This is a genomic window from Nibribacter ruber, from assembly GCF_009913235.1.
In the GTDB taxonomy this organism is placed as follows: Bacteria; Bacteroidota; Bacteroidia; order Cytophagales; family Hymenobacteraceae; genus Nibribacter; species Nibribacter ruber.
On sequence record NZ_CP047897.1, the window covers coordinates 545,298 to 563,301 of the forward strand.

General features: G+C 49.7%; 18 protein-coding genes. 15 read left to right on the top strand and 3 right to left on the bottom strand.

The annotated features are described in order from the left end of the window. Nucleotides 1-18: 18 nt before the first annotated feature. Complete coding sequence (locus GU926_RS02340; RefSeq protein WP_160688644.1) at nucleotides 19-888, bottom strand: DUF2911 domain-containing protein; 870 nt, start codon at nucleotides 886-888, stop codon at nucleotides 19-21. Between the two features lie 439 nt (nucleotides 889-1,327). Here GU926_RS02340 and hisG point away from each other — a divergent pair, with 439 nt between their 5' ends. The 8 genes from hisG (at nucleotide 1,328) to hisIE (ending at nucleotide 8,836) form a co-directional block, all read left to right on the top strand. Continuing rightward, nucleotides 1,328-2,179 carry an ATP phosphoribosyltransferase gene (gene hisG / locus GU926_RS02345; protein WP_160688646.1) on the top strand — a complete coding sequence of 284 codons (852 nt, stop codon included), beginning with the start codon at nucleotides 1,328-1,330 and terminating at the stop codon, nucleotides 2,177-2,179. A 1-nt stretch (nucleotide 2,180) separates the two neighbouring features. Beyond that, a complete protein-coding gene (gene hisD, locus GU926_RS02350) occupies nucleotides 2,181-3,464 on the top strand; it encodes a histidinol dehydrogenase (protein ID WP_160688648.1) in 1,284 nt (427 codons plus the stop codon). A gap of 145 nt (nucleotides 3,465-3,609) precedes the next feature. Continuing rightward, nucleotides 3,610-4,674 (top strand): histidinol-phosphate transaminase, encoded by a 1,065-nt coding sequence (hisC, locus tag GU926_RS02355; RefSeq protein ID WP_160688650.1) that lies wholly within the window; start codon nucleotides 3,610-3,612, stop codon nucleotides 4,672-4,674. Nucleotides 4,675-4,942: 268 nt separating this feature from the next. Then, nucleotides 4,943-6,037, top strand: a complete 1,095-nt coding sequence (gene hisB, locus GU926_RS02360) for a bifunctional histidinol-phosphatase/imidazoleglycerol-phosphate dehydratase HisB (RefSeq protein WP_160688652.1) — start codon at nucleotides 4,943-4,945, stop codon at nucleotides 6,035-6,037. Then, nucleotides 6,037-6,618, top strand: a complete 582-nt coding sequence (gene hisH / locus GU926_RS02365) for an imidazole glycerol phosphate synthase subunit HisH (RefSeq protein ID WP_160688654.1) — start codon at nucleotides 6,037-6,039, stop codon at nucleotides 6,616-6,618. Before hisB ends, hisH begins: the two co-directional genes overlap by 1 nt. A gap of 3 nt (nucleotides 6,619-6,621) precedes the next feature. After that, nucleotides 6,622-7,341, top strand: coding sequence for a 1-(5-phosphoribosyl)-5-[(5-phosphoribosylamino)methylideneamino]imidazole-4-carboxamide isomerase (gene hisA / locus GU926_RS02370; RefSeq protein WP_160688656.1), 720 nt, complete (start codon nucleotides 6,622-6,624; stop codon nucleotides 7,339-7,341). A gap of 1 nt (nucleotide 7,342) precedes the next feature. Then, complete coding sequence (gene hisF / locus GU926_RS02375; RefSeq protein WP_160688658.1) at nucleotides 7,343-8,095, top strand: imidazole glycerol phosphate synthase subunit HisF; 753 nt, start codon at nucleotides 7,343-7,345, stop codon at nucleotides 8,093-8,095. 90 nt (nucleotides 8,096-8,185) lie between these two features. Next, the gene (hisIE, locus tag GU926_RS02380; protein ID WP_160688660.1) at nucleotides 8,186-8,836 is read left to right on the top strand and encodes a bifunctional phosphoribosyl-AMP cyclohydrolase/phosphoribosyl-ATP diphosphatase HisIE; all 651 of its coding nucleotides are present in this window, start codon (nucleotides 8,186-8,188) and stop codon (nucleotides 8,834-8,836) included. An 89-nt stretch (nucleotides 8,837-8,925) separates the two neighbouring features. Here the strand turns inward: hisIE and GU926_RS02385 are convergent, their stop codons facing one another. Further along, a complete protein-coding gene (locus GU926_RS02385; RefSeq protein WP_160688662.1) occupies nucleotides 8,926-9,642 on the bottom strand; it encodes a LytR/AlgR family response regulator transcription factor in 717 nt (238 codons plus the stop codon). A 253-nt stretch (nucleotides 9,643-9,895) separates the two neighbouring features. On the opposite strand from GU926_RS02385, the gene GU926_RS02390 reads away from it, so the two are divergent. The 5 genes from GU926_RS02390 (at nucleotide 9,896) to GU926_RS02410 (ending at nucleotide 14,563) form a co-directional block, all read left to right on the top strand. Then, entirely contained in the window at nucleotides 9,896-10,621 is a 726-nt protein-coding gene (locus GU926_RS02390) for a peptidase-C39 like family protein (protein ID WP_160688664.1), read from the top strand. A 36-nt stretch (nucleotides 10,622-10,657) separates the two neighbouring features. After that, a complete protein-coding gene (locus tag GU926_RS02395) occupies nucleotides 10,658-12,142 on the top strand; it encodes a RimK family protein (protein WP_160688666.1) in 1,485 nt (494 codons plus the stop codon). Then, complete coding sequence (locus GU926_RS02400) at nucleotides 12,129-13,370, top strand: carboxylate-amine ligase (RefSeq protein WP_160688668.1); 1,242 nt, start codon at nucleotides 12,129-12,131, stop codon at nucleotides 13,368-13,370. Before GU926_RS02395 ends, GU926_RS02400 begins: the two co-directional genes overlap by 14 nt. Next, nucleotides 13,367-14,074 carry an N-formylglutamate amidohydrolase gene (locus GU926_RS02405; protein ID WP_160688670.1) on the top strand — a complete coding sequence of 236 codons (708 nt, stop codon included), beginning with the start codon at nucleotides 13,367-13,369 and terminating at the stop codon, nucleotides 14,072-14,074. The genes GU926_RS02400 and GU926_RS02405 overlap by 4 nt, the downstream gene beginning before the upstream one ends. A gap of 84 nt (nucleotides 14,075-14,158) precedes the next feature. Beyond that, entirely contained in the window at nucleotides 14,159-14,563 is a 405-nt protein-coding gene (locus GU926_RS02410; protein ID WP_232058406.1) for a phage holin family protein, read from the top strand. Between the two features lie 171 nt (nucleotides 14,564-14,734). On the opposite strand, the gene GU926_RS02415 is transcribed toward GU926_RS02410, so the two are convergent. Then, nucleotides 14,735-15,784, bottom strand: a complete 1,050-nt coding sequence (locus GU926_RS02415; protein ID WP_160688672.1) for a nucleoid-associated protein — start codon at nucleotides 15,782-15,784, stop codon at nucleotides 14,735-14,737. Between the two features lie 292 nt (nucleotides 15,785-16,076). On the opposite strand from GU926_RS02415, the gene GU926_RS02420 reads away from it, so the two are divergent. Further along, nucleotides 16,077-16,766, top strand: a complete 690-nt coding sequence (locus GU926_RS02420) for a TIGR02117 family protein (RefSeq protein ID WP_160688674.1) — start codon at nucleotides 16,077-16,079, stop codon at nucleotides 16,764-16,766. 675 nt (nucleotides 16,767-17,441) lie between these two features. Further along, nucleotides 17,442-17,984 carry a c-type cytochrome gene (locus GU926_RS02425; RefSeq protein ID WP_160688676.1) on the top strand — a complete coding sequence of 181 codons (543 nt, stop codon included), beginning with the start codon at nucleotides 17,442-17,444 and terminating at the stop codon, nucleotides 17,982-17,984. Nucleotides 17,985-18,004 lie beyond the last annotated feature (20 nt).

The window sequence follows — 18,004 nt, forward strand, 5'->3', positions numbered from 1 at the left end:
AGGCCAAAAACGACGTTCTTAGTTGGCCTGGAATCTCTTTTCTCGCCAAAGAACGGCGGCATCTTCAATTTCCTGGGCGTAGGCCTTGTAGGTTTGCTCATCAGCTTTGCCTAGTTTTTGGGCTTTCTTGTTGAGTTCCAGGGCTTCGTCGTATTCACTTTTCTGGGCCAGCAGGCGTGCCTTTAGCCAGGTGTTGTAGAAGTTTTCTTCTATGGAAATGGACTTGTCTATCCATTCCAGGGCCAGTTCATGGTCTGTGTTTTGCTGCAATACATAGTTCACGGCCTGTGCCAGCACCGACCAGTCACTGGGTTTTGCTACGGCCAAAGAATCTTTGATCAGGTTCATGGTTTGGGCATACACTTCCACTCTTATGGGAATGACCAATTGCTTTTTTTCCCAGTTCAAGACCAGGCGGGCGCTGGCGGGTTGTACGTCATTGAAAGAATACTTCAAGGTCTCATGGAATTCTGCGGATTTGGGGCTGAAGGGCAGTCTTATTAAGTCTTTGCTTTGATCGTAGCCGTCTGTGCCCCAAAGGTCCAGCTGCTTGTTCAAGACAACGTACCAGTTACTGGAATCTGTTGGCAATACAAACAAGGAGTAAGTACCCGCCGGCACGTTTTCCTGGAGTATGCGCACGTCTGTAGAAAAAGAAATGGTGGTGGCTTCATTTGCACCGGCCCGCCAGAGTTTGCCGTAGGGGACTAGCTTTCCCCATACCTCGCGGTTCTTGACCCCGGGCGCGCTGTAGGCCACGGTCACTTCTGTAATGCCAATGGTATGGGTGATTTTGGCCTTGGGGCTTGCCTGCGGAAGCTTTAGCGTAGTTTGCCCCAACAGACTAAAGGATAAGAGTAGAAAGAAAGAGGTGAGTACAGATTTCATAGGTTACATGGTTCAGGCAGTTGTTAGGTGCCAGCAACAGAAGAACGCACAACCGCTGGCAATCAATCAAATCAAGAAAGAAAAAATAATGCCACACCTGGTTCAGAGTGAAAAACTGGGATAAAAAGAAGCAGAACCGGTGAGTTTGGTGTTTTGGGAGGAGAAAGTTGAAAAAAAAATCTGACTTTTCAATTTCCTGATTACCTTTGGGGCAACAATATGATCCGCACTCCACAAAATATCTCCCTTTCTTCTGCCGCAACCGCGGTACACGGGGTGCATTGCCATCATATCCATCATTCCTCCTAGGAGGAATTGTAACATCATATCGCCCATTCTGGGGCTGGGCCCCATCTATATCCAGTGCTTGTAAACAACAAGCTCCGCTGGTTGTTTCTTGTATTCTTTCGTATCCATTCTTTTCGTAACCTCATAATCCATGATCCGGTTAGCCATTCAAAAATCCGGTCGCTTGTCAGATGACTCTCTCAAATTAATTCGGGAGTGCGGCATTTCCTTTATCAGTACCAGCTCTAAGCTAAAAACCGAAGCCACCAATTTTCCCCTAGAGATCTTGTTCCTGCGCGACGACGACATTCCGGGCTACGTAGCCGATGGTGTGGCAGACATTGGCATTGTGGGCCAGAACGTGTTGGTGGAGGAAGGCCTGCAGGCGCTGTCTGTCAAGAACCTGGGCTTTAGCAAATGCCGTCTTTCCTTGGCAGTGTCTAAGGGCGAAGCCTACACAGACGTTACCTCTTTGAAAGGCAAAAGCATTGCCACTTCCTACCCCAACCTGCTGCAAGAATTCTTAACCTCCAAAGGCGTACAAGCCGACATTCACACCATTAGTGGGTCTGTGGAGATTGCCCCAAGCATTGGCTTAGCAGATGCCGTCTGTGACATAGTAAGTTCTGGTTCAACGCTCATCAGCAATGGCTTGCGCGAGGTAGAAACGGTTTTCAAATCTGAGGCGGTCTTGATCTCTAACCAGAACCTGGACGCTGAAAAGAATCGTCTCCTGCAACAGCTATTGTTCAGGATGGAAGCCGTGCAGCAGGCCCAAAAGTCTAAGTACGTAGTCTTAAACGCCCCAAATTCTGCCATTCCGCAAATAAAACCCTTGTTGCCCGGCATTAAGTCTCCCACCATTATTCCTTTGGCTGAAGAAGGTTGGAGTTCTTTGCACTCGGTGGTGAATGAAGATGATTTCTGGGACATCATCCAGAAGTTGAAAGAAGCCGGCGCCGAAGGTATTCTGGTAGTTCCCATTGAAAAAATGATCGGCTAAGATGAGAACCTATCTATATCCTAAGAAGGAAAAATGGCCAGTTTTAACCCAACGGCCCGTGCAGAAGCTGGACCAGTTGCGGGAGGGAGTACAGCAGACCTTTGACCTGGTACAACAGCGCGGCGATGCAGCTTTAATGGAATTGGCCACAAAGTTTGACAAAGCCACCCTGCAGAGTGTTTGGGTAAGCGATGAAGAAGTAGCGGCGGCCCTGCCTGAAGTAAGCGAGGAGTTGAAACAAGCCATTGAGGTAGCGTATGCCAACGTAAAGCGGTTTCATGAGGCGCAACGAGAGCCGGTACAACAGATAGAAACCATGCCAGGCGTCACGTGCTGGCGTAAATCAGTGGGCATCCAGAAAGTGGGCTTGTACATACCGGGAGGTTCAGCGCCCTTATTCTCTACGTTGCTCATGTTAGGAATTCCTGCCCAACTGGCCGGCTGCCGCGAAATCATTTTGGCCACTCCTCCCGGCACTAACGGTTCCATCAACGCCACCATTCTCTACACCGCCCACCGGCTAGGGATCAAACGCATCTTGAAAGCGGGAGGCGCGCAAGCCATTGCGGCAATGGCCTTCGGGACGGAGACGGTGCCAGCGGTAGATAAGATTTTTGGACCAGGCAATCAGTACGTAACCGCCGCCAAGCAGATGGTCACGCAAATGGGCGTCGCCATAGACATGCCGGCTGGCCCGTCAGAAGTCCTGGTGATTGCTGATGACTCCGCGGAGGCAGACTTTGTGGCCGCCGACTTACTTTCGCAGGCAGAACACGGCCCCGACTCCCAAGTCGTTTTTGTCACGAATTCAGAAAAACAGCTCAAAAACGTCCAGGCTGCGGTGGCAGAACAAGTAGCCAAATTGCCTCGCCAGACGGTAGCAGAACAGGCCTTGACCAACAGCATTGGAGTAGTGGTGAGGTCATTGGAAGAGGCGTTGGCTTTCTCTAATCTCTACGCACCAGAGCACTTGATTCTCTCCGTTGAGGAACCCGAAACGCTAGCCGAACAAGTCACACAGGCGGGTTCAGTCTTCATGGGGCACTTTAGCCCAGAATCTGTAGGAGACTATGCTTCAGGCACTAATCATACTTTGCCTACCAACGGCTACGCCCGCAACTACAGCGGTGTTTCCCTGGACAGCTTCATGAAGAAAATCACCTTCCAACAAGTAACCCGCGAAGGATTGGAGCGCATCGGACCCGCCGTAGAAATCATGGCTGAAGCCGAAGGGTTGCACGCACATAAGCATGCCGTGACGATTAGGCTAACTAAAGGGATTTGAAAATTTGAAAATGTGGAGATGTGAAATTGATTTCTGTCTCACTTCCACACTTCAAATGATATTGATGAAAAGAAATAAAGGAAAATATGCAAAGGGAGAATACCATCTTCCCATCTGCACATTTCCAAATCTCCAAATTTGAAACATGTTTACCATAGATAATTTCATCCGTCCGCACTTGAAGTCACTGAAACCGTATTCTTCGGCGCGTGATGAATTTGAGGGCGAAGCCAGCGTCTTTCTGGACGCCAACGAAAACAACCTGGGTAGCCTGGCCGGCGGAGTAGACTACAACCGCTACCCAGATCCCTACCAGAAAACCATCAAGGAAAAACTGGCCAAGCTGAAAGGTGTCAAGCCAGAGCAGATTTTCATAGGCAACGGTTCTGACGAGGCCATTGATTTGCTGGTGCGTCTGGTGTGTGAACCGGGCCAGGACGAGGTGTTGTTGTTGCCCCCCACGTACGGCATGTATGAGGTGAGCGCCAACATCCACAACGTGGGCATTCAGCGAGTGCCGCTAGATGAGCGTTTTCAGCCTGTTTTCCAGAAAATAGCCGAAAAACAAACCGAGCGCACCAAAATCCTTTTCCTGTGCTCACCCAATAACCCCACCGGTAATGTCCTGGAGCACGCCACGGTTGAAAATCTCATTCAGACCTTCAATGGCTTGGTGGTGGTAGATGAAGCCTATATTGATTTCACGGATCAGCCCAGCTGGAGCACGCGCCTGGACGAATTTCCTAACTTGGTTGTCCTGCAGACACTTTCCAAAGCCTGGGGAATGGCGGGCCTGCGGCTGGGAATGGCTTTCGCTTCTCCAGAAATCATTGGCTACCTGAACAAGATAAAGCCGCCTTACAATATCAACGTAGTCACGCAGGGGTTGGTAAGTGATGCGTTGGATAAGACCGCGCAACTGCAAGATATGCTTCAAGTTATCATGGATGAACGGACCCGACTGTTACAAGCGTTTGAAGCTTTGCCCTTGATGGAGAAGGTTTATCCGTCAGATGCCAACTTCGTGCTGGTGCAGGTGCCCAATGCCAATGAACTGTATAGCTTTCTGCTGGAACGCGGCGTGGTAGTCCGGAACCGTTCCAACCAACCGGGTTGCGCCAACTGCCTGCGCATAACCGTGGGAACCCCCGCAGAAAACGATAACCTGCTGGAGGCGTTGCATTCAATTGCCGCCACGCAGAAAGTTTAGAAAGCGTTTTTGGTCTGTTTTCTGAGAAACAGGCTAAAATGGAAGAAGCTGGAAGGATGCTGCCTTGGGTCTCCAGACTTGCTTCATTTTAGTGGGAGCCTTAAGTCTCTCGCTAGAGTTGAAAAGAGAAGTTCCTGTCGTTTTTAGGCTATTTTTCAGGAATTAGCCCGAAAACCAACAATACACAGGCATAAGCAAACGCTTTAGCCAATAAACATTAAACCAATATCGTGCTACTTACTACACGGTGCGTGCTACTAAAAAACAAATGAAAAAAGTTTTATTCATTGACCGCGACGGGACCATTCTCCTGGAACCGCCCACTGATTATCAGGTAGACTCGTTTGAAAAGTTTTCATTCTACCCGAAGGTCCTACGGAACCTCTACAAAATCTACACCGAGCTGGACTATGAGTTTGTGATGGTTACCAACCAGGATGGATTAGGCACTGATTCTTACCCTGAAGATACTTTCTGGCCCTACCAGAACAAGATGCTGGAGATTCTGGAAGGCGAAGGCATTAAGTTTGCCCACATCCACATTGACCGCAGTTTTGAGCACGAGAACAGCCCCAACCGCAAGCCGCGACTGGGTATGCTAAGCCAATACCTGACCGGTGACTATGACTTAGCGAACTCGTATGTAATCGGGGACCGCCTCACAGACGTGCAGATGGCCCACAACCTGGGTGCTAAGAGCATTCTGTTGCAAGAGGCCGCTAATGAAGAGGCAACATTCGTGAGCACTGACTGGGATGCCATTTACAACTTCCTGCGTCTGCCTGCCCGCAAAGCCACCATCCAGCGCAACACCAATGAAACACAGATCAGCGTAGAGATCAATCTGGACGGCGAAGGCAAGTCTGACATGCAGACCGGCCTGGGGTTCTTTGACCATATGTTGGACCAGCTGGCGCGCCACAGCGGCGTAGACATGCGCATTCACGTGAAAGGCGATCTTCACATTGATGAGCACCACACCATTGAAGATACGGCACTGGCATTAGGAGAAGCGTTTGCGCAAGCCATTAGCGACAAACGCGGCATCAGTCGGTACGGCTTCCTGCTGCCCATGGATGATGCCTTGGTACACGCCGCCATTGATTTCTCTGGAAGACCATGGTTGGTATGGGATGCTAAGTTTACCCGCGAAAAAGTAGGAGACATGCCCACTGAGATGTTCATGCACTTCTTCAAATCGTTCTCAGACGCGTCAAAGTCCAACCTAAACATCAAGGCCGAGGGCGAAAACGAGCACCATAAAATTGAAGCCATCTTCAAAGCGGTGGCTAAAGCCATTAAAATGGCACTGGTGCGTGACGTGAACAAGATGGAAATACCTAGTACCAAAGGCATTCTGTAATGAAAATAGTAATTGTAGATTATAAAGCCGGAAACGTGCAGAGCGTCCTCTTCGCCTTGGAGAGATTGGGGGCTCAGGCCACGGTGACGTCCAACGCAGAAGAAATCAAGAGCGCCGACAAGGTGATTTTCCCGGGAGTTGGGGAGGCATCCTCGGCCATGCGCGCCTTGAAGGCCAATAACCTGGATACGCTGTTACCCACGTTAACACAACCGTTTCTGGGCGTTTGTCTAGGCATGCAACTGTTGTGTCAGCATTCAGAAGAAGGAGATACTGATCTGCTGGGCATTATTCCGGTGCAGGTGAAGAAGTTTGATGCGGCCATTAAAGTGCCGCACATGGGCTGGAACAACCTGCACCATCTCCAGAGTGATTTGTTTACTGGCATACAGGAGGATGAATATGCGTATTTCGTGCACAGTTTCTACGCCCCGGTAACGGAATATACCATTGCCCAGAGTTCGTATCCAGAGCCGTTCAGTGCGGCGTTGCAGTACAAGAACTTTTATGCGGTACAGTTTCATACAGAGAAAAGCGGCCCGGCGGGGGCGCACATTCTCCAGAACTTCCTAAACCTTTAAGCCATGGACATTATTCCGGCTATTGACTTGATTGGCGGCCAGTGCGTACGCCTTACAGAAGGAGATTTTTCCCAGCAGACTACCTACCATTCTGACCCCGTAGAAGTGGCCAAACAGTTTGAGGGTCTCGGGCTGCGTCGCCTGCATTTGGTGGATTTGGACGGTGCCCGCGCCAAGAAGCCGGTGAATTTGCCGGTGCTGGAACGCATCGCCAGACAAACTAAATTGATCATTGACTACGGCGGGGGATTGCAAAGTTCAGAAGCCGTCCGGCAGGCGTTTGACGCGGGTGCGCAGCAAATTACGGCAGGTAGCATTGCCGTCCGGGAGCCGCAGACGGTAGAAGCCTGGCTGCAGGAGTACGGTGCCGACCGCATCATTGTAGGAGCAGATTTCAAAGACAACCGCATTGCCATCAACGCCTGGGCCGAGCAGAGCGATTTAACGCTGGAGTCGTTTTTGGCCTCTTTTTCTGAAAAGGGCGCAAAAACGTTCATCTGCACCGATGTCAGCAAAGATGGCAAGCTGCAAGGTTCTTCCATAGAAGTGTATCAACGTTTGCTAGAGCGGTTCCCCACGTTGCAGTTCATTGCCAGCGGGGGCGTCACCACCATTGAAGAAGTTCGGCAATTGCATGAAGCGGGTTTGCACGGTGCCATTATTGGCAAAGCCATTTATGAGGGGACCATCAAGTTGGAAGATTTAGCAAAGGAGGTTATTTAGCATGCTCACAAAACGAATAATACCCTGCTTGGATATCAAGAACGGCCGTACCGTAAAGGGCGTGCGTTTTGAAGATATCAGAGATGCCGGTGACCCGGTAGAATTGGCGGCCTTGTACGCAAAACAGGGCGCAGACGAATTGGTGTTTCTGGACATCACGGCCACCAATGAGAAGCGCAAGACCCTGGTGGAACTGGTGCGCGAAGTGGCCCGCCACATAGACATTCCGTTCACAGTGGGCGGCGGCATCAGTGCAGTGGAAGACGTGGAAGTACTCTTGCAAAACGGCGCCGATAAAGTGTCCATCAACTCATCAGCCATTCACCGGCCAGAACTAATTACAGAGCTGGCAAGCAGGTTCGGGAGCCAGTGCGTTACCGTGGCCATAGACACTAAAAGCACACCAGAAGGCTGGAAGGTTTTCAGCAAGGCGGGCACGCTAGACACGGGCCTGAGAGCTTTAGACTGGGCCAGGGAAGTAGTGGAGCGCGGTGCCGGTGAAATTCTGCTTACTTCCATGAGCAATGACGGGACCAAGAGCGGTTTTGCCTTAGACATTACCGGTGAAATTTCGCGCAACGTGCGGGTGCCGGTCATTGCCTCGGGCGGCGCCGGGAATGCGCAACATTTCCTGGATGTGTTTGAAGCCGGGGCAGATGCCGCGTTGGCCGCCAGTATCTTTCACTTTCAGGAAGTTCCGCTGCCCGGCCTGAAGAAATTCTTAGCCGAAAATAAAATAGACATTAGATGCTAGTATTTAGACGCTAGATTTTAGATGATGGACTTCAGCGTAAATTCGAGCAAAGTCTATTGTCTAACATCTACTGTCTAGTATCCCAAAATTATGACCATAGATTTCAATAAAGGAGAGGGGCTGGTGCCCGCCATCATCCAGAATGCCGCCACCGGAAAAGTATTGATGCTGGGCTACATGAACGAAGAGGCTTTTCAGAAGACGCAGTCTACTGGCCTGGTTACTTTTTTCTCCCGCTCCAAGAACCGACTCTGGACGAAGGGAGAAACTTCGGGGAATACCTTGAAGGTGGTAAAAGTAGAATTAGACTGCGACCAAGACACCCTTCTCATTTTGGTAGACCCCAGCGGCCCGGCCTGTCACCGGAATACTGAAACGTGCTTTGACACGGAAGGTGATTCTACTTCCTATCACCTGAGAAGCTTCCAGAACTTCACACCCACAGAGCAAGCCTTGCAGTTCATCGCCAAATTGGAGCAGACCATTAAAGAGCGGCGCAGAAATCCCATAGAGGGTTCTTACACCAACTTCCTGTTTGACAAAGGCCTCAACAAAATGGCCCAGAAAGTAGGAGAGGAAGCCGTAGAAGTAGTAATTGATGCCGTGGCCGGCCAAACCGAAACCATGAAAGGCGAAGCCGCTGATTTGCTCTTCCACTTACTAGTGTTGCTGGAGGCCTCAGGATTGTCTTTGGCAGAGGTGGTACAGGTGCTGGAAAGTCGGCATAAACCAAGAGAGTAGGGATTCCATTACCTTTAAAAGCCAAGGCCCGTTTTTAGGCTGTTTTACAGAAAACAGCCTAAAAACGGGCCTTGGCTTTTATGCAATTACTACAGCTTGTTAATGCGGCCGTAGAATTTACTTTGGTAAGAACCCCCAATGGGAATGTACTTATCCTGCATGAACACAGAATCATCTTCAATGAGCTCAATGCGCTTTAAGTTGATGATGAACGAGCGGTGAATGCGCATGAATTGGTCTTGCGGCAGCTTCTGGTCTATGGCGCTCATGGTGGTGTAGACAATGTGTTTTTTGGTGTCTGTGTTGATGACCACATAGTCGCCGCGGGCTTCAATAAAAGCAATGTTTTGCAGGTTCACCTTGATGATCTTGTTGTCTACCTTCACAAACAGCTCGTCTGGTTGCACGGCGGCCAGAACGGCACCGCTGCTTGCTTCCAACTTCTGCACTGTGTTGTTCACGGCCTGGGTGAAGCGGGCAAAATCTACGGGCTTTAACAGGTAGTCAGATACCTGCAGTTCAAAGGCCTGCACGGCAAAGTCTTTGTGCGAGGTGATTAAAATTGTGTGCGGCTTTTTAGGTAGCGTGCGCAGCAATTCCAATCCAGACATCTCCGGCATTTCTACGTCCAAAAACAGAAGGTCTACGCCGTCATTCTTCAAAAGCCAGACCAATCCTTCTTTGCTGGAATTGAAACTCTTCACCAGTTCCAGAGAGGGGGTAGCCTGAATGTGACGTTCCAGAATCAAGCGGCTCAGGTCGTCATCGTCAATAACTATGGTCCGGTAGGTAGTATCTTTTTTCAAATTGTCAGGCATAAGGAGTCATTAGCGCATCTGCCAGAGCAGACGGTTGATCTTGTCCGGGACAAGAGGGCTGTTATTTTCAGAAAGCAATATAACGCCAAAAGGTTTTAATGCCTTCGGGTAAATATAGCCATTGACGCTCAACGGCCGGCTCTTCATCCAAAGTTTTATACGCGAAACTTCCTAAAATTAGTTTACAACTCCCTGAATGAATCACGTATAAGAGGCACCAACCAACCCAAAATGAACGCTTGTGCTACCAGTTGCCTTATTAAATAAGCTTCAGATTTTAACTCAGCCAGATGATTCTACTTGTGGGCCTACCAGCTTACACGCGGTCTACCAATACTTTAAGGATGATGTGTCACTGGACCAGGTCATCTCTGAAGTTTCTTTTCTGGAGGATGGGGGCACGCTGGCGGTTCTGCTGGGTTCCCATGCCTTAAAGCGGGGGTACAAGGCGCACATTTACTCTTACAATCTGCATGTCTTTGACCCTACGTGGTTCAAAATGAGCAATGAGAAGATCATTGCCAACCTGCAGGAGCAGCTTGAGTACAAACAGGACCCCAAGCTGCAGATTGCCACGCAGGCCTACATTGAATTCCTGAGCCTGGGCGGCGAACTCAGGTACAAAGACCTTACAAGAGAATTACTGGATCAGTATTTTTCACAGGGCATTCCGTTGCTTTCGGGGCTGAGTGCCACGTATCTGTACAACTGTGCCCGCGAGCGGACCAATGAACGCGACGAGTCCATCTTTGACGATGTGCGCGGCCACCCCATGGGCCATTTTGTGGTGTTAGCTGGCTTTGTAGATGACCAGGACAAAGAGCACGTGATTGTGGCAGACCCTTATCAGGAAAATCCGCTGTTCCGGAACAACTATTACAACGTGCCCACGCCCCGGTTGATCAATGCCATCATGCTGGGCATTGTCACCTATGACGCCAACTTGCTGGTCATTCAGCCTAAATAATCTTATCTCACCAGAGAATAACCCCCATAAATATACATGCGCAAAATAGTAGTGGTCAACAACCCCAAAGACTGGGACATTGACATTGAGGAGGTAGAAGTGGTAGATGCGCAACGCTATCTCACAGACCCCACCTACATTGAAATGAAAAGCGCGCGGGTGTTTAACCTGTGCCGTTCCTATAAATACCAGAGCAGCGGCTATTACGTGTCTCTGCTGGCCGAAGCCAGGGGACACCGGGCCATCCCCAACGTGACCACCATCCAGGACATGAAGTCGCAGACCATTGTGCGGGCCATTACGGATGAAATAAATGAGACTATTCAGAAAAGCCTGTCCAAACTCAAGTCCAAGAGCTTCACGCTGAGCATCTACTTCGGGCAGAACGTGGCCAAGCAGTATGAGAAGCTGAGCAAGCAGTTGCATGATTTGTTTCAGGCCCCGTTGTTGCGCGCGCAGTTTGTGTACAACAAAGAGTGGGTGTTGGAGAGCATTTCGCCTATTCCCGTGAACGAGGTACCTGAGCACCATGTGCGCTATCTGCTCAAATACGCCAAGGCCTATTTTGCCAGAAATCGGTTCTCCAGCGCGCGGGTGAGCAAGAAGGTCTATGACCTGGCCATTCTGGTGAACCCGGCAGAGAAAGATCCACCATCAAATGACAAGGCCCTGCAAAACTTCATTGAAGCCGCAGGCGCGCTCGGGTTTTACACTGAACTCATCACCAAAGAAGACTACCGGCGGCTTTCTGAGTTTGACGCGCTCTTTATTAGGGAAACCACGTCAGTGAACCACCATACCTACCGTTTTGCTCGGCGGGCGCACGCAGACGGCCTGGTGGTGATTGATGATCCGGTTTCCATTCTAAGGTGTACTAACAAAGTGTACCTGGCAGAACTGTTGACCAAGGCCAAGGTGAACATACCAAAGACCATGATCATTCACCGCGACAACTGTGACCGCGTGATTGAAGAGCTGGGGCTGCCCTGCGTCCTAAAAAAACCAGACAGTTCCTTCTCCCAAGGCGTGGTGAAGGTGAAGACCCAGGAGGAGCTTCAGGAAGAACTCAAAGAGATGCTCTATGAATCTGACCTCATCATTGGCCAGGAGTTTACACCCACAGACTTTGACTGGCGCATAGGCATTCTTGACAAGCAACCGCTGTATGCCTGCAAATATTTCATGGCCAAAGACCACTGGCAGATTTACAACTGGGACGGTAAAAAGAAAGACGTAGCCGGTGATTTTGAGACTGTGCCATTTGCCGACGTGCCTTTCTTTGTTTTGCACACCGCCATGAAAGCCGCCAATCTCATTGGAGATGGTCTCTATGGGGTTGACTTGAAAGAGATAGACGGCAAGGCTTACATCATTGAGGTGAATGACAACCCGAACATAGACGCCGGTGTAGAGGACCAGATTTTGAAAAAAGATCTCTACCTCACCATCTTAAAGTCTATCAAACGACGCATTGACTTACAGAAAAACCTAGTGAACAGCAACACCCATGAGCCCAGTTAAAAAGTTAGGTTTGTTTGCCGGCTTCGGCCTGGAAATGGAATACATGCTGGTAGACCGGGAGACCCTTGAGATTCTGCCCATTGCAGATCAGGTGCTTCAAGCAGAAGCGGGTGAACTCACCTCAGACGTTGAGCGCGGAGACATGGCCTGGTCCAATGAACTGGTGATGCACGTGCTGGAACTCAAAACCAATGGACCCACCACCACTTTGCACGGCCTGCACCAGAAGTTTCACCAACAGGTGACCAGAATCAATGAACTGCTGGCGCCCATGAACGGTATGCTGCTACCCACCGGCGCGCACCCATTCATGGACCCGTTTACAGAAACCAGGCTGTGGCCGCATGATTCCAGTGAGATTTATGAGGCATACAATAAGGTGTTCAACTGCCAAGGCCACGGCTGGGCCAACCTGCAAAGCACGCACCTAAACCTGCCTTTCTCTAATGATGAGGAGTTTGGCAGGTTACACGCCGCCATCCGGTTGATCTTGCCCTTGCTCCCAGGTATTTGCGCAGCCTCACCGGTTTTGGATGGCAAGGTGACGGGCTTTTTGGATACCCGCCTGGAAGTGTACCGTAAAAACCAACAGAAGGTGCCGCAGATAGCAGGAGCCGTAGTCCCCGAAGCCGTTTTTACCCAGCAGCACTACCAGGAGCAAATCTTTGAGCCCATGTTCCGGGCCATTGCGCCTTTTGATCCAGACGGCATATTACAGGAGGAGTTCCTCAATTCCAGAGGGGCCATTGCCAGGTTCAGCCGGGGAGCCATTGAAATTCGCGTCATTGACAACCAGGAATGCCCGCTCGCTGACGTGGCCCTGGTTTCCCTCATCGTGGAAGTGTTGAAAATGCTGGTTTCAGAGGAGCGTAGTTCATATGAGGAACAGCAGAAAATAGACACGGCTTCCCTGGCCTCAGTTTTCGTTCAAAGTCTGGAAAAAGGCCGAAAAACGGAGATTCTGGACACTTCTTATTTACAGGCGCTGGGCTTCTCAGAAAAGACAAAAACCGTGGCAGACGTGTGGCAGGCGCTTTGGGAAAAGGTGCAACAAAAAGGCGTGCTGGACGCTGAAATAAATACTGCCCTGGAACAGATTCTACAGCAGGGGTGCTTGGCAGAGCGTTTGTTACAAGCCCTGGGCTCAAGTCCCACTTTAGAAGAAATTAAAACCATTTACCGAAAACTTTCGAATTGCTTAAGTGAAAACAACTTGTTCCTTCCATGAGTCTGGACAAACGAAAAGTACTGTTTACCTGTGAGCATGGCGGCAATGAAATTCCCCAGGAGTTCAATGCTGCCTTTGATGGCGCAGAAGGAGCCTTGACCTCGCACCGCGGCTATGACCTGGGCGCCTTGGACTTGTTCCAGAAGTTTGCCAATGCACCGTATGCAGACAAGGCTTTTTACAGTACCACCAGCCGGCTTCTGGTAGAGTTGAATAGGTCAAGACACCATCCCAGGCTTTTCTCTGAGTTCACGCAGCCGCTGCAGGAAGAGGAGAAGCGCCAGATCATCACGCAGCATTATCTGCCTTATCGCCAGAAAGTAGAAGAACAGATCCACGACTGGATTCAGGAGGGCTATCAAGTGCTGCACATTTCCGTGCATAGCTTCACGCCGGTGCTGGACGGCGAGAAACGCAAAGCCGACATTGGTCTGCTGTACAACCCCGGCCGGGAGCGCGAGCAGCTGTTTGCCTCTAAATGGCGCCAGGAAATCAGCCGGCTGGACGGAGACTACAAGATCAGGTACAATTACCCGTACAAAGGCACGGCAGACGGTTTTGTCACGCTGCTCAGGAGAAAGCACACACCAGAAGAATACGCCGGCCTGGAGCTGGAGGTGAACCAAAAGTTTGCGCTGGGATCACCAGAAGACTGGCTGGTTCTGCAAAATGTGTTGGTAAGTTCCTGCGGCAAAGCGCTTTAACCTTAGCCCGCCTTGTGGAGTATAACCCTCAGCCTGGCAGCAATGCCAGTATAAAACTACTGTTCTACCTAACTATGAAAAAACATGCTGAATTATCTTCTTGACCTACTCGTGAGCGCCGGGGTGCTGTTGCTCCTAGCTTACATTTTACCGCAAGTCACCATCAAGAGCTTTTGGACGGCCCTTTGGGTAGCCGTTCTGGTAGGAATTCTCAACATCTTGATTGGCTGGTTGCTATCTTTCGTGTTGAATTTGGTTACTTTCTTCCTGCTGGAGTTCATCGTGAAGGTGATTGTGTCTGCCATTGTCATTAAAATAGCCGACAAGCTGGTGCGCAACTTTGAAATCAAAGGCTTCTGGCCGGCGCTGGTGATTGCCGTGGCTCTTTCTGCCGCCAGTACCCTGGTACACCGCTCAGATGAAGACGAAATGCGAAATGAAGAATACGGTTTTGTAATGCCTGTTGCGCAGCAGGAGTTCAAAGCATAACGCTTCATTATTTAAACATACAAAAGGCCGCCGCTAATCATTAGCGGCGGCCTTTTGCTTTTAGTAATCCTGTAGTTCATCCCTTTCACTTCCTGGTTTATTTACCGTTGGCAGCAGGAGCGAGGGAAACTCGTTTTTGGGCTGTTTTCCAGAAATGAGGCCAAAAGCGGTCTAGCTTACTTCTTCTTCGTCAAAGTACAGCTTGTAGAACTTGCGGCCGTCAGCATCTTCTCCTTTGATGATCATGTCCTTGTTGCCGTGAATGTACACGTGAAAGTTCTTGTCCAGTTTTAAGACGCTTTTAAAGACGCGGGACTGTTTTTTGACGGCCTGCGTAGAAATCCCGAAGCTGTCTTCAATCTCCACTTCATAGTTCTGGCGGTACTCGCCGTCAAAGTTCCGGAAGGACTCTATGAGCTCTGGCTGCTGGCCAAACACCTCGGTTTCAAATTCTTCCTTGTCAAAGGTCTCGTGCTTGGTGAAGTATTCGGCAGACTTGTTCAGGAGCGCGATCTGGTCGGTTTTCTCTACTTCAAACTCCTCTGTCAGGCGCTCAGAGATGAACTCTTTGGTGAGGTTTAGGAAATGGCTGGTCTGGTGGAATTCATTGCTGATCTGGGTGAGGCCTAAAAAGTTGGTGCGCCAGTATTGGGCTTCTTCGCCGCGGTTCTGGTTGTCAATGATGGCCACTATGAAACCGTCCTCTGGTTGGGTGTTGAAGATGATGCAGCCTTTGTCAAACTTGTTGCTGTCAATTCCTTCCAGGTAAGAAATGGTGTAGTCGCGGTTTTTGCGCTGCACGTCAAAGTAACCGCTTTTTACCTCGGTCTTGAAAATACCCACGGCCTCTACTACGCGCTCGTCTACCTCGCAGTTGATGAAGTGGCAGACGTAGAGTTCGCCGGGTTTTATCTTGGGGTGGCTGGAGCTTTCAAACAGGTGCCGGGCAATGTTCTTGGAGTTCTCATGAAAGGTCTCCTTGTCGGCGAAGATGTTCTCACAGTAGCTGTACACTTCATTGAATTTGAGCGAAGAGGCGTGCGTGAATTTGAACCGCTCATGCGCTGTGGCAAATTTGGTGAGAAAGAACTTTTCCAGCTTCTCGGTGAGGCCGTCGCCGGGGGCAAAGGGATTCTCAGAGACGGTGAGTTTCTGCTCTAGTCCTTTGTTGCCCACGTGGTGGATGGCTAAGCTGGTGAGCGAGGCGGTGTCAAATTTCATGGAACTGCAGGTAATCTTAAAGGTAAGGGAAGAAGTGCCTGCAAAAATACGCAATCATGCCGGAAAGCCGGGCGGTTTTCTCAATCAAAGAAAGGAGGGAGGGAGACCAACCGTTTTTTGGCTGTTTTCTGGGAAATACGCCAAAAACGAGGTTTCCATCGGCTGAATTTAAACTTGGTGGCTTGGCATTCCTATAAAGGACACTGATTTTCCTGAAGCTCAAAACCAACGTTAAAATATATTCAGGAAATTGAATCCTTGAGGCAGGGTTAAGAGTAAGAGAAACAGTCTCATGTACCATCTTAAAGTGAAAAGGGTCTTGCTGGTTGCCGGTTATATTCTTCTGTCTGTCCTGGGTTTTGTGCTGGTGTATTTTCTGGTGGCGTTTGTGCTGTCCAGATGGGGCATTGACAAAGAGCCGCAGACCCGGCAAGAAGTGACTATTTACATTCTCACCAACGGGGTGCATACAGACCTGGTGGTGCCGGTGCGGCATGAACTCTACAACTGGAACCGCTACATCAGCTACCAGCATACCAAAGGCCAGGACAGTACCGCCAACTGGGTGGCGTTTGGCTGGGGCGACAAAGGGTTTTATCTGGAGACGCCCACGTGGGCAGATTTAAAAGTAAGTACGGCCTTTAAAGCCGCCACCGGCTTGAGCAACGCGGCCATTCACGCCACCTTCTACCAGCAGATGCAGGAGTCAGAGGACTGCAAGCGCATTCAGATCAGCGTGCAACAATACAACCGCCTCATTAAATACATCAAAAGCCGATTTGACTTAGATGCCAAAGGCTTGCCTATTCCCATCCAAACCAATGCCAACTACGGGCTCAATGACGCTTTCTATGAGGCCAAGGGCAGCTACAACCTTTTCTACACCTGCAACACCTGGGCCAACAACGGTCTTAAAGCATCTGGCCAGAAAGCCAGCGTCTGGACGCCATTTTACCACGGCATCTTCTACCAATACCAGTAAGCCGCAGTGCTTGAAGTAGACTGTCATATTAGGGTGGAAGGTCCTTTAAGGGAATGGCCGTGCTCTGGTGACATATTTACTCTTCTATCTTAAGTACATTTCCTTATTCTTATATGGTGAGCCAGGCTATGATGGCCGGCCTTTGTCGTTTTTGGGTTGTTTTCTGGAAAACTGGCCAAAAACGATCTTAGTAAGTACTTTAAGTTCTCTATCTGGAGCATGAAAGATTAATGCCTTGCATAACCAAGAGAAAGGCAGAAAGTTTTTCATGGGCCTTACTATTATTGACTGAAAAGGCTCGGTGAAAGAGCTGTTTCTGGGTAGGATTATATTTTTTTTCAAAAAAAATTTCCGGTAAAATCTGCTGTTTCGTCATAGGCAAGTTAAGTCTGAAGCCATTCTAAAGGTATGAGGCTTTAGGTGAGCGCGTTAGCATCTTTTAATCTTATCCGGTTGCAGGTTCGTAGCCAACCATCCACCATTACATATATAAAAGTACAATATAGCGCCGTCCAGATTTGGGGCTCTTTTTAGCCGGGAACTGCCTCTGGTCTTCAGAAGAAAGTGACGGATATCATTAATAAAAGAGTTAGAAGTCCTCTATTGAGTTAGAAACGGACCCTACTTTTACATCGTAATCAATGCAAAATTCATCAAACGCTAACCGTAATCATTATGAAAAAACTGACTTTACATTGGACCAGCCTGCTCAACCAGCGGTTTAGAGCGGGTAAGCTTCTAAGCTTGGGAATTTTAGTGGGCGGTGCCTTCCTTTTCAGTTGCTCCTCTGGCAGCAATGAAGGCTACGCCGACCAATACAAAAAAGAACAGGATGCTGCCCAGGCATCTGCCCCTGCAGAAGCAGCAGTGGAAGATGATGGGAAAGGAGTAGGCCCCGTTAAAACCGTTGAGGTGGGCGCAGACATAGACCAGGCCCTAGCCGAAACCGGCAAATCTATCTTTGAAGGCAAATGCTCTGCCTGCCACCAGGTCTCTGACCAGAAAGTAGTAGGCCCTGGCTTGGCCGGCGTAACTGAAAGACGCAAGCCTGAATGGATCATGAACATGATCATCAACCCACAGGAGATGACCCAGAAAGATCCTACCGCTAAGAAACTGTTGTCCGAGCACCTTACCCAGATGACCAACCAGAACATCAACGAGGCAGACGCACGCGCGCTTCTTGAGTTCCTGAGAAAAAACGATAAAGCCATATAAGTACCCTAAACAAAAATCCA

Excerpts from the sequence above, each read along its gene's own strand:
- GU926_RS02405 (WP_160688670.1), top strand. The coding sequence starts at position 13,367 with ATGAGTCTGGACAAACGAAAAGTACTGTTTACCTGTGAGCATGGCGGC.
- GU926_RS02415 (WP_160688672.1), bottom strand. The coding sequence starts at position 15,784 with ATGAAATTTGACACCGCCTCGCTCACCAGCTTAGCCATCCACCACGTG.
- GU926_RS02395 (WP_160688666.1), top strand. The coding sequence starts at position 10,658 with ATGCGCAAAATAGTAGTGGTCAACAACCCCAAAGACTGGGACATTGAC.
- GU926_RS02425 (WP_160688676.1), top strand. The coding sequence starts at position 17,442 with ATGAAAAAACTGACTTTACATTGGACCAGCCTGCTCAACCAGCGGTTT.
- GU926_RS02340 (WP_160688644.1), bottom strand. The coding sequence starts at position 888 with ATGAAATCTGTACTCACCTCTTTCTTTCTACTCTTATCCTTTAGTCTG.
- hisH (WP_160688654.1), top strand. The coding sequence starts at position 6,037 with ATGAAAATAGTAATTGTAGATTATAAAGCCGGAAACGTGCAGAGCGTC.
- hisC (WP_160688650.1), top strand. The coding sequence starts at position 3,610 with ATGTTTACCATAGATAATTTCATCCGTCCGCACTTGAAGTCACTGAAA.
- hisF (WP_160688658.1), top strand. The coding sequence starts at position 7,343 with ATGCTCACAAAACGAATAATACCCTGCTTGGATATCAAGAACGGCCGT.
- hisB (WP_160688652.1), top strand. The coding sequence starts at position 4,943 with ATGAAAAAAGTTTTATTCATTGACCGCGACGGGACCATTCTCCTGGAA.
- hisD (WP_160688648.1), top strand. The coding sequence starts at position 2,181 with ATGAGAACCTATCTATATCCTAAGAAGGAAAAATGGCCAGTTTTAACC.
- GU926_RS02410 (WP_232058406.1), top strand. The coding sequence starts at position 14,159 with ATGCTGAATTATCTTCTTGACCTACTCGTGAGCGCCGGGGTGCTGTTG.
- hisA (WP_160688656.1), top strand. The coding sequence starts at position 6,622 with ATGGACATTATTCCGGCTATTGACTTGATTGGCGGCCAGTGCGTACGC.
- hisG (WP_160688646.1), top strand. The coding sequence starts at position 1,328 with ATGATCCGGTTAGCCATTCAAAAATCCGGTCGCTTGTCAGATGACTCT.
- GU926_RS02400 (WP_160688668.1), top strand. The coding sequence starts at position 12,129 with ATGAGCCCAGTTAAAAAGTTAGGTTTGTTTGCCGGCTTCGGCCTGGAA.
- hisIE (WP_160688660.1), top strand. The coding sequence starts at position 8,186 with ATGACCATAGATTTCAATAAAGGAGAGGGGCTGGTGCCCGCCATCATC.
- GU926_RS02420 (WP_160688674.1), top strand. The coding sequence starts at position 16,077 with ATGTACCATCTTAAAGTGAAAAGGGTCTTGCTGGTTGCCGGTTATATT.